The organism is Halolamina pelagica, assembly GCF_900115675.1.
GTDB lineage: Archaea > Halobacteriota > Halobacteria > Halobacteriales > Haloferacaceae > Halolamina > Halolamina pelagica.
In genome coordinates, this window is the sequence record NZ_FOXI01000011.1 from 22,370 (window position 1) to 37,731 (window position 15,362).

12 protein-coding genes are annotated in these 15,362 nt (G+C 69.5%); 7 read left to right on the plus strand and 5 right to left on the minus strand.

Features of this window, described 5'->3' with window-relative positions; all coding sequences use genetic code 11:
* Positions 1-123: 123 nt before the first annotated feature.
* The 4 genes from gltB to BMZ83_RS12440 all read left to right on the plus strand — a co-directional run bounded on the left by gltB (position 124) and on the right by BMZ83_RS12440 (position 7,058).
* Positions 124-4,665 (plus strand): glutamate synthase large subunit, encoded by a 4,542-nt coding sequence (gene gltB / locus BMZ83_RS12425; protein ID WP_074879140.1) that lies wholly within the window; start codon positions 124-126, stop codon positions 4,663-4,665.
* 350 nt (positions 4,666-5,015) lie between these two features.
* A complete protein-coding gene (locus tag BMZ83_RS12430; RefSeq protein ID WP_074879142.1) occupies positions 5,016-5,327 on the plus strand; it encodes a DUF7116 family protein in 312 nt (103 codons plus the stop codon).
* 130 nt (positions 5,328-5,457) lie between these two features.
* Positions 5,458-6,057: a mechanosensitive ion channel domain-containing protein gene (locus tag BMZ83_RS12435; RefSeq protein ID WP_074879144.1), complete on the plus strand. Its 600-nt coding sequence runs from the start codon at positions 5,458-5,460 to the stop codon at positions 6,055-6,057.
* Between the two features lie 56 nt (positions 6,058-6,113).
* Entirely contained in the window at positions 6,114-7,058 is a 945-nt protein-coding gene (locus tag BMZ83_RS12440) for a metal-dependent hydrolase (protein ID WP_074879146.1), read from the plus strand.
* On the opposite strand, the gene BMZ83_RS12445 is transcribed toward BMZ83_RS12440, so the two are convergent.
* The 4 genes from BMZ83_RS12445 to BMZ83_RS12460 form a co-directional block, all read right to left on the minus strand.
* Entirely contained in the window at positions 7,055-8,302 is a 1,248-nt protein-coding gene (locus BMZ83_RS12445; RefSeq protein WP_394327205.1) for a tripartite tricarboxylate transporter permease, read from the minus strand. The two genes, BMZ83_RS12440 and BMZ83_RS12445, sit on opposite strands and share 4 nt — an antisense overlap.
* Before the next feature lie 83 nt (positions 8,303-8,385).
* Entirely contained in the window at positions 8,386-8,805 is a 420-nt protein-coding gene (locus BMZ83_RS12450) for a universal stress protein (protein WP_074879148.1), read from the minus strand.
* A 48-nt stretch (positions 8,806-8,853) separates the two neighbouring features.
* Entirely contained in the window at positions 8,854-10,275 is a 1,422-nt protein-coding gene (locus BMZ83_RS12455; protein WP_074879150.1) for a bifunctional metallophosphatase/5'-nucleotidase, read from the minus strand.
* Positions 10,276-10,346: 71 nt separating this feature from the next.
* A complete protein-coding gene (locus BMZ83_RS12460) occupies positions 10,347-10,547 on the minus strand; it encodes a dodecin (RefSeq protein ID WP_074879152.1) in 201 nt (66 codons plus the stop codon).
* Between the two features lie 106 nt (positions 10,548-10,653).
* Between BMZ83_RS12460 and BMZ83_RS12465 the strand changes: the two genes are divergently transcribed.
* Positions 10,654-11,004, plus strand: a complete 351-nt coding sequence (locus tag BMZ83_RS12465; protein ID WP_074879155.1) for a DUF5518 domain-containing protein — start codon at positions 10,654-10,656, stop codon at positions 11,002-11,004.
* On the opposite strand, the gene BMZ83_RS12470 is transcribed toward BMZ83_RS12465, so the two are convergent.
* Positions 10,977-11,405 carry a VanZ family protein gene (locus BMZ83_RS12470; RefSeq protein ID WP_074879157.1) on the minus strand — a complete coding sequence of 143 codons (429 nt, stop codon included), beginning with the start codon at positions 11,403-11,405 and terminating at the stop codon, positions 10,977-10,979. The two genes, BMZ83_RS12465 and BMZ83_RS12470, sit on opposite strands and share 28 nt — an antisense overlap.
* Before the next feature lie 100 nt (positions 11,406-11,505).
* Between BMZ83_RS12470 and BMZ83_RS16415 the strand changes: the two genes are divergently transcribed.
* Entirely contained in the window at positions 11,506-13,851 is a 2,346-nt protein-coding gene (locus tag BMZ83_RS16415) for an STT3 domain-containing protein (RefSeq protein WP_074879159.1), read from the plus strand.
* A gap of 75 nt (positions 13,852-13,926) precedes the next feature.
* Positions 13,927-15,342, plus strand: coding sequence for a sugar transferase (locus BMZ83_RS12480; RefSeq protein ID WP_074879162.1), 1,416 nt, complete (start codon positions 13,927-13,929; stop codon positions 15,340-15,342).
* The last annotated feature ends 20 nt before the right edge of the window (positions 15,343-15,362 follow it).

The following is a 15,362-nucleotide window of genomic DNA, read 5'->3' on the forward strand; positions in this document are numbered from 1 at the left end:
AACATCACACACAGTTATCAACGTTTCGGGGGTATGCGACCAGCTACGCCGATCATTCACGAAAGTTCGGACTGTTTCTAGGGACAGGCTGATAAACTATGCGATATACTCTCACCCAAGACCGTGTCACAGAGTACCACGAACAGAACCACGCGCCTCGCGGACCCGACCGAGGCGCGGTCGAACTGCGGCGTCGGCGCCGTCGTCGACCTCGACGGCGGCCCGTCCCATCGGACGGTGGCCGACGCACTGGAACTGCTGAGTAACCTCGAACACCGCGGCGCGACCGGCGCCGATCCGGACACCGGTGACGGCGCGGGCATCATGCTCCAGCGGCCCGATCGCTTCTTCGAGGCCGTCGTCGACGCCGACCTCCCGGAGACGTACGCGGTCGGGAGCGTGTTCATGCCCGACGACGCCGACGCCCGGGAAGGGCTACAGGAGCGGTTCGAGGCCCACCTCGCCGCCCACGACGTGTCGACCGTCGCGTGGCGGGACGTGCCCACGAACAACGAGCCGCTGGGCGAGACCGCCCGCGAGTCCGAGCCCGACGTGTGGCAACTGTTCGTCGCACCCGACGGCATCGACGACGAGGCGTTCGACCGCGCGCTCTACGTCGCGCGCAAGGAGCTGGAACGGGCCGTCGACGACGACGACCCGCCGGGCGCCGAGCGCTTCTACGTCCCCTCGCTTGACCGCCAGCGCCTCGTCTACAAGGGACTGCTCACCAGCGAGCAGCTCGCCGACTACTACCCCGACCTCCGTGACGGGCGCGTCGAGTCCGAACTCGCGCTCGTCCACGCGCGGTTCTCGACCAACACGCTCGGCGCCTGGCACCTCGCCCACCCCTACCGCGGGATCGTCCACAACGGCGAGTTCAACACGATCCAGGGGAACGTCAACTGGATGCGCGCCCGCGAGACCGACCTCGCGGACGACGCGTTCGGCGACGACCTCGACAGCCTGAAACCGATCGTCGACGACCCCGAGCAGTCCGACACCGCCAGCGTGGACAACACGCTCGAACTGCTCACTAGCACCGGCCGCAGCGTCGAACACGCGCTCCGGATGCTGATCCCCGAGGCCTACCGCGGCGACGAGGAGATGCTCCCCGAGCGCACGGCGTTCTACGACTACCACGCCAGCCTGATCGAGCCGTGGGACGGCCCCGCGCTGGTCGTCGCGACCGACGGGCAGAAAGTCGCCGCCGCGCTGGACCGCAACGGGCTCCGCCCCTGTCGGTACGACGTGACCGAGGACGGGCGACTCGTCATGTCCTCGGAGGCCGGCGCGCTCGACACGGATCCCGCGGATATCGAGCAGCGCGAGCGACTCTCGCCCGGCCAACTGCTGGTCGCCGACCCCGAGGCGGGCCGGATCGTCCCCGACGAGGAGGTGTTCGACGATCTCGCCGACGAGAAGTACGCCGAGTGGGTCGACCAGGAGCAGCAGCGACTTCCCGAGCGCGACTCGTTCGCGCTCCGGGGCGACGACGCCCTTCGCCCCCGCCAGGCCGCGTTCGGCTACACCCACGACCAGATCGACCAGCTGCTCGAACCGATGGCCCGCGACGGGAGCGACCCAGTGGGGTCGATGGGCGACGACACCCCCCTCTCGGTGCTCGCGGACCACGAGCGCCCGCTGTTCAGCTACTTCAAACAGCTGTTCGCGCAGGTCTCCAACCCGCCGATCGACTACATCCGCGAGGAGTTGGTCACCTCGCTGGAGACGCGGCTGGGCCACCAGCGCAACCTGCTCGACGAGACGCCCGCCCACGCCCGCCAACTCGTGCTCGACTCGCCGGTGCTCACCGACCCCACCGCCGAGCGCATCAAGAACCTCGACGGCGGCGACGCCGCGCTCTCGACGACCGTCGTCGACACGACGTTCGACCCCGAAACGGATCTCGAAACCGCAGTCCAGGACCTGCGCGCCGACGCGACCGCGGCCATCGAGGCCGGCGCGGACATCGTCGTGCTCTCGGATCGGGAGGTGGGCCCGGACCGACTCGCGATCCCGAGCCTACTCGCGACGGGCGCGGTCCACCACTCGCTGGTCCGGAACGGGCTCCGGAACCACGCCGGCCTCGTCGTCGAGTCCGGCGACCCCCGCGAGGTCCACCACCTCGCGACGCTGGTGGGTTACGGCGCGGGCGCGGTGAACCCCTATCTCGCCTACCAGACGATCGAGGACGTCGTCGCCGGCCCCGACGGCGCCGACCGCGAGGCGGCAATCGCGGCCTACGTCGACGCGCTGGAGGACGGCCTGCTGAAGACGATGGCCAAGATGGGCATCTCGACGGTCGAGAGCTACCAGGGTGCGCAGGTGTTCGAGGCCGTGGGCCTCGACGACGACCTGGTCGCCGAGTACTTCGAGGGGACCCGCATCCGGACGGGCGGCATCACGCTCGACCAGATCGAGGCCGACCTGCGTGGGCGCCACGAAGTCGGCTTCGGCGACGGCGGCCAGCAGGGCGCCGCCGACACCGACGACCCGGACCTCGAACGCCAGGGGGAGTACGAGAGCCGGACGGGCGGCATCAAGCACGGGTGGAACCGGAAGACGACCGGGACGCTCCAGCAGGCGGTCCGGCAGGGGGACTACGGGATCTACGAGGAGTTCGTCGACCTCGTCGAGGGCGGCACGGCCCATCCCGAGACGCTGCGGAGCCTGCTCGCGTTCGACAGCGACCGCGAGCCCGTCGACGTCGACGACGTGGAGTCGATCGAGTCCATCGCCGAGCACTTCTCGACGGCCGCGATGAGTCTCGGCAGCCTCTCACCGGAGGCCCACGAGAACAACGCGGTCGCGATGAGCCGCACCGGCGGGAAGGCCAACACCGGCGAGGGCGGCGAGCCGCCCGAGCGGTTCGACACCGAGCGCGCCTGCGAAGTCAAGCAGGTCGCGTCGGGCCGGTTCGGCGTCACCGCCGATTACCTCAGGGACGCCGAGGAGATCCAGATCAAGATGGCCCAAGGATCAAAGCCCGGCGAGGGCGGCCACCTCCCCGGCGAGAAGGTCAACGAGATGATCGCCCACGTGCGCTACGCGACGCCCGGGGTCGGCCTCATCTCGCCGCCGCCGCTGCACGACATCTACTCGATCGAGGACCTGAAACAGCTCATCTTCGACCTGAAGTCGGCCAACCCCGACGCCGACGTGAACGTGAAGCTGGTCTCGGAGGACGGCATCGGCACCATCGCCGCCGGCGTCGCCAAGGCCAACGCGGACGTGCTCCACGTCTCGGGCCACTCCGGCGGCACGGGGGCGTCGCCGAAGACCTCGATCAAGAACGCCGGCCTCCCGTGGGAACTCGGCCTCGCCGAGGCCAACCAGTTCCTCCGGCAGACCGGGCTACGCGACCGCGTCCGGGTCAGCGTCGACGGCGGGTTCAAAACCGGTCGCGACGTGGCCGTCGCCGCCGCGCTGGGTGCCGAGGAGTACGTCTTCGGTACCGGGTCCCTGGTGTCCTCCGGTTGCGTGATGGCCCGGCAGTGTCACGAGAACACCTGCCCGGTCGGCGTCGCCACGCAGGACCCGGACCTGCGCGATCGGTTCCCGGGCGAGCCCGAGCACGTGGTGAACTACGTCACGTTCGTCGCCAAGCAGCTCCGGGAGATCATGGCCGAACTGGGGGTCACCGACCTCGACGAGCTGATCGGCCGCCCGGAGCTGCTGACCCAGCGCGAGAGCGGTCACTCGCGGGCCGACCAGCTCGACCTCTCGCCGATCCTCGCCGATCCCGGGCCGGAACCGCGGACGAAGGTGCGCGAACAGGCTCACCCGGGCGTCGACGACCACTACGACCGCGACCTGCTCGAGGCCGCCGAACCGGCGATCGAGGACGGGCAGGCGGTCCGCATCGAGCGCGAGGTGACCAACGCCGACCGCGCGGTCGGGACGTTGCTCTCCGGGGAGATCGCCGACCGCGTCGGCCTCGACGGCCTCCCGGACGGGACAATCCAAGTGGGCCTGACCGGTACTGCGGGGCAGTCCTTGGGCGCGTTCTGCAAGCAGGGCGTCTCGCTCGGGCTGACGGGCGCGGCCAACGACTACGTCGGCAAGGGGCTCTCCGGCGGGCGGATCACGGTTCGTCCCCCCGACCGAGCGGCGTTCACCCCGACCGAGAACGTCGTCGTCGGCAACGTCGCGCTCTACGGTGCGACCGACGGCGAACTCTACGTCAACGGCCGGGCCGGCGAGCGGTTCGCGGTGCGGAACTCCGGCGCGACGGCGGTCGTCGAGGGCCTCGGCGACCACGGTTGTGAGTACATGACCGGCGGCATCGTCGCTGTGCTGGGCGACACCGGGACGAACTTCGCCGCGGGGATGTCCGGCGGCGTCGCGTACGTCCACGACCCCGACGGCGACCTCGCGGATCGCGCCAACACGGGGATGGTGACGCTCTCCGGGCTGGGCGAGAAGGACGAACGGGTGCTCCGCCGGCTGATCGAGAACCACGTCGCCCGGACCGACAGCGAGCGCGGGCACGACCTGCTCGCGGACTGGGCGGCGACGTGTTCGGCGTTCACGAAGGTGATGCCCAACGCCTACAGCCGCGTGATCGAGGAGGAGGGCCGCGAGGACGTTCGCGACAGCCCGCCCGCGGCCGTCGACGACGCGCCCGCGACCGGTCCGGCGGCCTCGGCGGTGACCGACGACTGACGGTTTCGTTTTCCTTTTTGCCCGATTTCGGGGCGGAAAGACGTACTACAGACTCGGGGTGGCCACCGAAGCACAAGCGAAGGCGATGCACGAACTTGCCTCGAAGGTCCACCAGAATCTGGTCAACCGAAGTCAAGTACGGTACGAATGTCTCTGCTGAGCAGTTCATTCAGGCCTTTTCCGGTTTGTTAGCAGAGCATCCCCTTGACCGAGTTCAACGGCACGAGTGAATTGGCCAACTCGGAACGACAGATTTCGAGGAATCGCTCCGCACGTTTTCGTCCGTCACGGAAACGGCCTATGGTAACTACCCACACGCTTAACACGGTTCCCGACGTACTGCCGCGTGCATGGTGCGTACGGTTCCACCGAACGAGGAAGCACGGAGCGTCTTCGAACGCCTCGGCTACGCGGTCTCCGGCGACGGCCCGGAGTTCGTCGCGGAACGGAAGTGGCGGTCCGTCCGGGTACGGACACTCTGCGCGGAGGACGCCACCAAGCCGGGAACCCTCGACGGGGAGTATGGCCTCGAATGCCTCGTAACGTGGACCGACTGCGTCGACGAACTCGACGAACGACTCAGCGAACAGGCGCCGGAGGGCGAGTGGGCGATCATCGGCGTCGACGACGACGGGGAGTACGAAGTCCACCGCGCCGCCTAACCGACCACGGCTCGTGACCTGCCGGTGCCGTCGTGTGCCGGTGACGAAACGCGACGCCGTGGTCGCATCCGTGCGGCACGACCACCGATCGCCTCCCACCTTTTTACGCGCGACCGCCGAGGGCTAGCCCATGCTGGCGCTCCAGTTCGGGCTGATCGAGGAGGGGATCAATCGGTTCGTGGACGGGATCGCGGGCGCCATCCCCCGTGTGCTCTCGGGGATCGTCTTCCTGGTGATCGCGGCGGTACTGGCGAAACTCGTGATGGTCGTCGTCCGGGTCGCCCTCGACCGCGCGCTGCCGAGCGAGTCGGACGTGTATCGTCGCTTCGTCAGCACCATCGTCGCCGCCTTCCTCTGGTTCGGGATCGCGCTCTCCTTCCTCTCGATCGTCGGGCTCGAGCAGATCGCCGCCTCGATGGGGACCGCCGCCGGCTTCCTCGCGCTGGGGATCTCCTACTCGCTCTCGAACATGATCGCCGACGCCGTCGCCGGGGTCTACCTCATCCGGGATCCGGACTTCATGCCGGGCGACCGGGTGAAAGTCGGCGACGTGTCCGGCACGGTCACGACCATCGAACTCCGCAAGACCCGGTTCCGCGACGAGAACGACGACACGGTGGTCCGGGGCAACGCCGAGATCGAGAAGAAGTGGACGAAACTGGACGATACCGACGAGACGGGGGAGTCCGACGCTGACGGGACGGCCGAATCGAGCGATACCACGGCATAGCAGGGCATAACGGATTGGGCGAGAGGCTTATCACCACGAGCCCCGAAATTCCGGTAATGTTCGTCGGTCACGCGCTGCTGGCGTTCGCCCTCGTCGGCGGGACAGCAGCGCTGCTGACCGACCGCCGGGTCGCCCTCCGCCTCGGCATCGTCGCCGCGGCGTTCGCGACCGTCCCCGACGTGGACATGGTGTACGCGCTGGCCGGCCTCGTCGGCGCCGAGGGCGGCGTGATGGGCACCGTGAGCTCCTTCTGGGCGGCCAGCACCGCCGTCCACCGCACGATCACCCACTCGCTGCTGGTCGCACCCGTCGCGGCCGGCCTCGCGGGTGCGTGGCTCCACGGCCGCCGCACTAACGCCCCCCAGTGGCTCGGCGTCGCCGTCGTGCTCGGTGCCGGCCTCGGAACCGTCGCGACGCTGGTCAGCGGGGCGCTCGGCGGCGCCGTGATGGCCGTCTTCGTCGTCGCCGCCGTCGCGGTCGCGGAGGGCGTCGAGCAGTACACCGAGTTCGGCCCGCGGGCGACGGCCGCCGCCGGCCTCGTCGGCCTGCTCTCGCACCCCTTCGGCGACCTCGCGACCGGCGAGCCGCCGGCCTTCCTCTACCCGCTGAACGCGCCGCTGGTGACCGAGCGGGTCGCCCTCGCCGACGACGCGACGCTCCACCTGCTGGGCGCGTTCGGCGTCGAGCTCGCCGCCATCTGGGCCGGCCTGCTGGTGGCGATGTGGCTGCTCGAGCGCCCGATCCGGACGGCGATCGACTTCCGGGCGGTCGTGGGCGTCGGCTACGCGCTGGCCGCGCTGGCGATCCCGGCGCCGACGCTCGACTTCTCCTACCACTTCGTGTTCTCGGTGCTCTCGGTGGGGATGATCGGCGCCGTCCCCCGGGTTCGGTTCCCGAACGTGGCCGTCGAGCGCCCGGACGCCATCAGCGCCGCGCTGACCGGGCTGGCTGCGGTGACGCTGGCCGGCATGGCCTACGCAGTCACGTACACCCTGGTTTAGAGCCCGAGCGCCAGCGGGCCGAGCAACACCCCCATGAGGTACACCCGGCGCGCGCCGATCCGGACCGCGATCAGCCCGACGAGCGTCGCGAGCGCGAACACGGCGATCCCCGCCGCCCCGGTGAACAGCGCCGCGAGCACGACCAGCAGCCCCAGCACGGCGAACGCCAGCCGGCGCTGATCGAGCCGTGAGACCACACGAAACGCCGCGTCGCCCAGCAGGCCGACGAGCACGAACCCCACCGCGGCCGCGACGACGACGACCGGCAGCAGCACCGACAGCGAGAGCGGCACCCCGGCGTCGTCGACGGCCACGAGCACGCCCGACCGCGGCGCGCCGAGGGCGACGAGCGCGAACAGCGAGAACACCGCCGTCGAACTGTTCGCCCCGCTGGTGGCGACGACGAACCCCCGGAGGTCGCTCCGGGCCGGCACCGCGGGCAGCGAGACGGTCGCGGCGACGCCCGCCGAGACGCCCGGGAGGTAGCCCACCGCCGCGCCCGAGAGTCCACCCGCGCCCGCGGCGATACCCAGATCCACCGGCGGGATGGCGAGCTGGGCGTCGTCCTGCTCGGGCACGCCGCCGCCGTGGACCGCGTCGAGGAGCACGGGCGCACCGAACAGCCCGCCGAACAGCGGCGCGAGCACGCCGCCGGCGACGGGCCCGGAAAGGGAGAGCCCCAGCACCGCCGCGCCGAGCGCCGTCGCCAGTCCGAACGCGAGCAGCCCGGCGAGCCGGGCGGCGTGGGAGGGTTCGGTCGCGAGCATGAGCGCGAGCACCGCGGCGGCGACGACGGGGAACCACGCCGTGAGCAGCGGCGCGAGTCGGAGCATCGCCCACGTCACCGGGAACGCGAGCAGGGTCGCGACGGCGACCGCGGAACCGGAGCCCAGCGCGGAGAGTCTGAGCGCTTCGCGTCCCCGTCCGCGGAGGACGAGTCGGTGCCCCGGGAGCGCGGCCGCCGCCATCGCGCCGTCGGGCACGCCCAGCGCGAGCGACGGGACGATGTCGAGGAACGTGTGGACCACGCCGGCCGCGAGCATCGCCGCGCCGAGGGCGAGCGGATCGACGGGGACGTGCGGCGCCGCGCCGGCGAGCAGCAGCGCGAAGTTGTTGGCGTGCAGGCCCGGCACCAGCCCCGAGCAGGTGCCGAGCAGACAGCCCGCGACGGTGGCGACGACGACGGGGAGGAGGAGTTCGGGCTCGGCCCGGGGGCCGAGCGGGACCCCGGCGACGCTGCCGATGGCCGTCGCTCCGGGGGTGGGCGTGTCGACGGTCACACCGGGGCCGAGCCACATCCGGGCCGGAGTGGTCCCGGTCTCCTACTTCAACTCTGGGTCTGCCCGTCGGCGGAGACCGTGATGACTGTACAGTCGAGCTGTTCCTCCAGATACCGGCCCACGTCGGGCGACTCGAACAGCTTGTTCAGCATCTTCCGGAAGCGGCCGGCCTGCTTCGAGCCGATCACGACCACGTCGGCGCCCTCGTCGGCGACCTCCTCCATGATCGTCTCCTCGACCAGGAACCCCTGGCGGACGACGTAGCGCGAGCGGTCGATCGGCCCGACCTTGGCCTCGACCGCCCGCTTGAGGTCCACGCGGCTCACGTTGTGGTTGTTCTGGAACAGGTCGACGTGCAGCACCGACAGGTCGGCGTCGCGCTCCTCCGCGATGCGGACGGCCTCCCGGAGGGTCGCCGCGGAGTGTTTCGAGAGCGGGTAGCGAACCGGGACGACGACCAACGTCATACGATCACCTCCGAGGCCGGACGACAAATGCGTACCCCTTCGGGCGGCTCAGGGCTCGAAGACCATCCGCCCCTCCACCTTCACGTCGAGCCCGCCGCGTCGGGCGTGTTCGGCCAGCACGTCGTGCTGGATCCCGACCTCGCCGGCGCGGTGGCGCTGTTCGATCGTCGGGAACTCGTGGTCGGAGTGGAGCAGGTACTCCGCGGTCGCGACCGTGTAGCGCTGCTCCGGGTCGATCGGCTCGCCGTCGACGCGCGCGTCGAGCAGTTCGCCCGCCTCGTGGTCCCAGCGCAGGCTGGCGCCGCTGAGGTGGGCGTGCCACCAGTGGGGCTCGCCGAAGTCGAGTTCGCTGCCGTCGGCCTCGCTGAAGGTCTCCAGGAGTTCGCGGCCGGTGAGTTCGACGACCACCACTGGCTCCTCGAAGGGGAGCACGCTCACGAGATCCGCGAGCGTCACGTCGCCCGACAGCGCCGGGCCCTCGCGGATCCCGCCGCCGTTCTGGAGCCCCACGTCGGCGTCCGCCGCGGCGCGGTAGGCGTCGGCGACGAAGTTACCGATCCTGGACTCGCCGCCGAAGGTGGTCTCGTCGGTCCGGGCGAGCGGTTCGTCGACGGTCGCGACCGTCTCGGTCAGGCCGGCCGACTCGCGGCGGCGCTCGAGCGCGTCGGTCAGGTCCTCGTGGACGGGCCCCTCGCTGGGGTCCTCGTGGACGGGCCCCTCGCTGGGGTCGATCACGCGCGCGCTCGCGGCAACGCCGCCGTCGCCCCGGGCCGCCGCCGCGTCGTCGGCCCCGAGTTCGATCTCGACGAACTCGTGACCGTTCACGCCCGGGCGCGTACAGAGCGCCCCGTCGACGTACTCGGTACGGACGCTGTGGACGTGGCCGCCGAGGATCGCGTCCACGTCGACCCGGCGGGCGAGTTCGTCGTCGCCGCCGCCGAGGTGGGAGAGCGCGACGACGTAGTCGACACCCTCGTCGCGGAGTTCCGCGACCGCTTCGTCGGCGGCCGCGTAGGGGTCAGTGAACGTGAGCGGTGCGGCCTGGGGGTTGATCGAGTCGGTCGTCGGGTCAGTCAGGCCGAAGAAGCCGACGCGCTCGCCGTCGGCCTCGGCGATCGTCCACGGGACGACGCCCTCCGCGGCGCCGAAGGGCTCGCCGTCCTCGTCGAGCGTGTTCGCGCTGACCCACGTGAACTCGCTGTCGGCGACGATCTCCCGCGTGGCGTCGGGGCCGTAGTCGAAGTCGTGGTTGCCGAACGTGTCGGCGACGGTGTCGACGGCGTCGGCGAAGTCGAGCACCTGTCGCCCGCTGGCCGCGAGCGAGACGACGCCGGGTGCGGTGGTGTCGCCCGTGCCGACGACGAGGGCGTCCTCGCCGTCGCGTTCGCGGATCCGGCCCGCGAAGCGCCCCGCCCGCTCGGCGTCGTCGTAGAGGTTCTCGATATCGGAGTAGTGGAGGAGACGAACCATTGGGTAGCCGGAAGCAATCGGGCGGCGGGCAAGAAGCCGTCGGGAGCGGATCGATCGCCCCCGCAGGCAGCTCAATCCTGCAGTTCGAACGCGACTTCGACTTCCGCCTGGTACTGCCGGTCGTCGACGCTCGCGAGTTCGACGCCGAACTCCTGTACTTCCGCCCACTTCACGTTGTCCAGCGTGTCCTCCGCGCGGTCGATGGCGTCGTCGGCCGCGGCGTCGAAGCTCTCGCTGCTCGATCCGATCAGAGTGATCTTCTTGTGAACCATCACGTCGTGCTTCGGCGGGCGACCACATAAACGGGCCGGCCAGTCGACCGCCCGACCGTCACCCCGTGGCCGACAGCTTTTGCTTCCCCTCGGCCCAACGACCGGTATGGACACCGGCAACTCGTACGTCAACGCCCTCCTCGGCGCGGCCGTGACGATCGTCTTCTCCTTCGCCGGCGTTTCGCCGCTGCTCGGCGGCGCAGCCGCCGGCTTCCTCGAGCGCCGCGACGGCGCCCGGATCGGCGCGCTCGCGGGGCTGTTCGCCGCCCTCCCGATGGCCGCCGTCGTGGTGTTGTTCGGCGGCTTCGCCTTCCTGCTGATGGGGTTCGGTGAACCGTTCGCCGGCGGGGTCGTGATCCTGCTGTTCGCGGTGCTGTTCGTCGCCGTCTACACCGTCGCGCTCTCCACCGTTGGTGGCGTCCTCGGCGTCTACCTCGCCGAGGAGTTCCGCGACTGAGCCGGGAGTCGTCGATAGGCGAGGTAGCGCTCCGCCGCGAACCAGAGGCTGCCGAGCGCGACGCCGATGACGTTCGCGAGCAGGTCGGCCGGGCTGAAGTACCGATCCGTGAGCGTTCCCTGCACCAGTTCGATCCCGAGGCCGTAGAGCAGGACTCCGAGCAGGACCGCCGCCGCGCGTCGACGCCCGGGCCGCTCCCACGTCGCCGTCGCGTACGCCGTCGCCGCCGTGAGCCCGGCGTAGGCGAGGAAGTGGAGCTGCTTGTCCCACAGCGGCCCGCCACCGCCGCCCGGCGCTGCCACCGTATCGAGCACTGAGAAGTAGAAGATGACCGCCGCGGCACTGAGAACTCCCAGCCAGCGCACGAGTCGGGGCAGGAGCGGGACGGGGAGGTTCCGCATGGATCCGTGCTCCGCCTCCCGACGCAAAAAGTGCTCGACTGACCGACAAGCCGGGATGGGGTAGGGAGGTTTATACGCCGCGGCTGAATTCCTTCCCCCAATGAGCGACGTGCGGGAGGCGACAGCGACCCTCCGTTCGGAACGCCCTGCCGTCGACGACGACCTCCGGGCCGTTCTCGACGTCGACGCCGCCAAGGAGACCTGGACGTTCGACGACATCCCGATCGACTCGGGGACGTTCGGCGAACTCGTCTCCCGCGGGATCGTCGAGAAGGTCGACGGCGAGTACCGGGTCGCTGACCGGGATGCGGTCCAGGCAGCCCTCGATGGCGAAGAGGGACAGCCCACCGCGGACGACTCGTCGCCGTCGCTGGAGTTCGATCTCGATCTGCCCCCCCAACGCGTGGGGGTCGCGCTCGCCGCCGCACTCGCCTTTGTCGTCGCCGTCCGGCTGGTCGCGTTCCCATCGGTGTTCCGGAGCGAGCATATCGTGCTGCTCGGGAACGATCCGTACTACTACCGCTACCTGCTCCTGCAGTCCCTCGAAGAGGGTGCGAGCGTCACATCGCTGCCAGACGGGGTACTTGTCGGTGAGCCACTCTTGACCGCGACGCTACTCGCCGTGACGAAGCTACTCGGCGGGACCGTCGAGGTTGCCGACCTCGTGCTCGCGTGGTACCCGGTCGTTGCCGGGCTGGTGACGGCGGCGCTCGTCTACGTCCTCGCCGTACAGGTGACCGACGACCGCCGTGTCGGCGTCGCGAGCGTCGTCATGCTCGCGGTGACGCCGGTCCACGCCTACCGGACCGCAGTCGGGTTCGCCGATCACCACGCCTTCGACTACGTTTGGCTCGCGATCACTGCCGTCGCCGCCGTGGCGTTGCTGCAGCGTACGTCGACAGGGAAGGAAAGCGAGCGAGGAATGCTGACTCCGTGGACGCTCGCGCTGGGCGGTATCGTCGCCGTCGGCGTCGCCGGGCAGGTGCTCGCGTGGAACGCCGGCCCGCTACTCTTGCTCCCGCTAGCGCTGTACGGCGTGGTGCGAGCGACGGCTGCCGTCGACGCCGGCGCGTCGCCGCTCACAGATCTCCCACTGGTGGGCGCTGTCGGTCTAGGTGGGGTGCTCGCGATCGTCGTCCACACGACACTTGACTGGCAGGAGCTCTACGTCGTTTCGACGCCGCTCCTGCTCGCCGCCGGGCTGGGTGTGGTGCTGGTTGTCGGTGAAGGTGCACGGCGATACGGCCTCTCCGCCCGGGTGACGACGGGACTGGTCGCCGCAGCCGGCGCCGTGGTCTTCGTCGTCGCGTACACCGTGGTTCCGGAGTTCGGCGCCGAGTTCTCACAAGAGTTGGGTCGGTTGGTTAATGCCGGATCCGTCGAAGGGATCGCGGAGACGGCCTCACTGTTCGGGACGCAGTACGGGACCATCGTCGGTCCGTTCTTTTTCTTCGGGCTGAGCCTCTTCTTCGCCCTCCCGTACCTGGCGTGGTGCCTGGCCGCCGGGTGGTCGCAGAACCGCCCGATCTGGCAGTTCGCTGGGAGCTACGGCGGGGTGTTCTTCCTACTCGCGCTTCTGCAGGTCCGGTTCGCGGGACAGTTGGCGCTGTTCTCGTCGGTGTTCGCGGGCGTCGCCGTCGTCCACCTGAGCGCGGTCACCGGTGCGACCGTGCGGCCGGCGATGGTCGCCGACGACGGGCGGGACTCCTGGAGCGAGCGGGCCCCCGAACTGCCGGCGTTCTCCATGCCGACCCGCGACACCGTCGTCGCCGTCGGCCTCATCGTGCTGCTCGTCGGCGGCCTCGGCGCCGTGATCAGCCCCGCCCGGACCACGCAACTGATGGTGAGCGACGAGAGCTACGAGGCGGCGACGTTCATGGACGAGTACGCCACTGAGGAGGGGTGGGAGTACCCACAGAACTACGTGTTCAGTGAGTGGGGCGACAGCCGGATGTACAACGCGATCGTGAGCGGCGAGTCCCGGAGCTACGGGTACGCCCAATCGAACTACGGTGATTTCCTCACGTCACCGAACGCGTCGGATTGGTACCAACGGCTCGACGGCCGGACCGGGTTCGTCGTCGTCGATCGCCACAGCGGACTGTCGGACACGGATGAAGAGGTGATGTACAACCGACTGCACGGCTGGGGGAACGAAACGGGGCACTACCGAGCGGTGTGGGCCAGCGAGGACGGGTCGATGAAGGTGTTCACGCTGGTTCCGGGGGCGGCAGTGACCGGCTCGATCGAACCGAACGCGACGGTAACGGCGACGACGACTGTGGAGGTCGGTGGGGAAGAGGTGAGGTACCGCCAGGCGGTGACGGCCGACGCCGCCGGGAACTACTCGGTCCGGGTGCCCTATCCCGGTACGTACGAGATCGGCGGGACCGAGGTGACCGTGTCTGAAGAAGCAGTGGAGTCCGGCGGAATCGTCCAGGCTTGAGGCGAGTCCAAGAACGGTAGCCAGTGATTAATCGAGTCGGTGTACTTAACCTTCCAAGCGTCAGAACGAAAAGTGATGAACGGCGGCTGGCGCTATCGGGCGACGAGCGTGTTCGGCGTCGCGATACTGACCGCCCTCGCGGTCGGCATCGCGAACAGTCCGACCGCTCAGGCGATTTTCGCCTCGCTGCCGGTCGTCGGCGCGCTTTCCACGGATCCGCCGTCGGGTGCCGAGGGATTCCTCGAGATCGCGACGACGGTCGTGGTCGTCACGGGCGCGTTCGTCCCGCTGTACAAGCCCCGACCGCGTCGGATCCTCGACGCCGTCGTGCTCGCCCAGAAGCGCGTCGTCGTTGCCTTGCTCGCACTGTCGGCGATCGGCTACTTCGACTACACGTACCGCCTGCCGCGGGCGACGCTGCTGGTGATCACTCCCGTACTGCTGGTCACTCTCCCGGCGTGGTTCGTGTGGATCCGGCGACGGCCGACCACTGACCCCCAACGGGGGATCATCGTCGGCGACGACCCCGCGGAGATCGAACGCCTCGCGGGCGACGTGGACGTCCCGCTGTTGGGGTATCTCTGCCCGACGATTGCGTTCGACCGGCCCGACAGTTCGGCATCGCAGCCGGCCATCGCCGACGGTGGGGTCGGCGGACTCACCCGGCTGGGCGGCCTGTCGCGTATCGAGGACGTGCTCGTCGAGTACGACGTGGACACGGTGGTGCTCGCGTTCGAACACACCGACCGGGCGGAGTTCTTCGGCGCGCTTGACGCCTGCTACGAGCACGGCGTCGACGTGAAGGTCCACCGGAACCACGCCGACCAGGTGCTGACTTCCGGGGACGACGTCGGGACGCTCGTCGACGTGGACGTCGAACCGTGGGACGTCCAGGACTACGTGCTGAAACGCGGGTTCGATCTGGCGTTCTCGACGTTCGGACTGCTCGCGTTGAGCCCGGCGATCCTCGCGATCGCCGTGGCGATCGAACTGGACGATGGCGGGTCGGTGCTGTACCGACAGGAACGGACCGCCGTGTTCGGGGAGACGTTCGACGTGTACAAGTTCCGGTCGATGATCGAGAACGCGGAAGACGAGACGGGGGCGACGATCAGCGACGAGGACGAAGGAGGGGTCGATCCACGCGTGACACGTGTCGGGCGGGTTCTACGTCAGACCCACCTCGACGAGATCCCGCAACTGTGGGCCGTTCTGAAGGGCGATATGAGTGTCGTCGGGCCGCGGCCCGAGCGGCCCGAACTCGACTCGGACATCGAGACTGGTGTCGTGGACTGGCAGAAGCGGTGGTTCGTGAAGCCCGGGCTGACTGGGTTGGCGCAAGTGAACGACGTAACCGGGGCGGAGCCGGCAAAGAAACTACGATACGACCTGCAGTACGTGAAACAGCAGTCGTTCACGTTCGACATGAAGTTGGTCATTCGGCAGGTGTGGAAGGTCGGCGTCGATGCAGTGGGTGCCGTTTTCGGATGACCTGAACAGTCCGAGCTTTG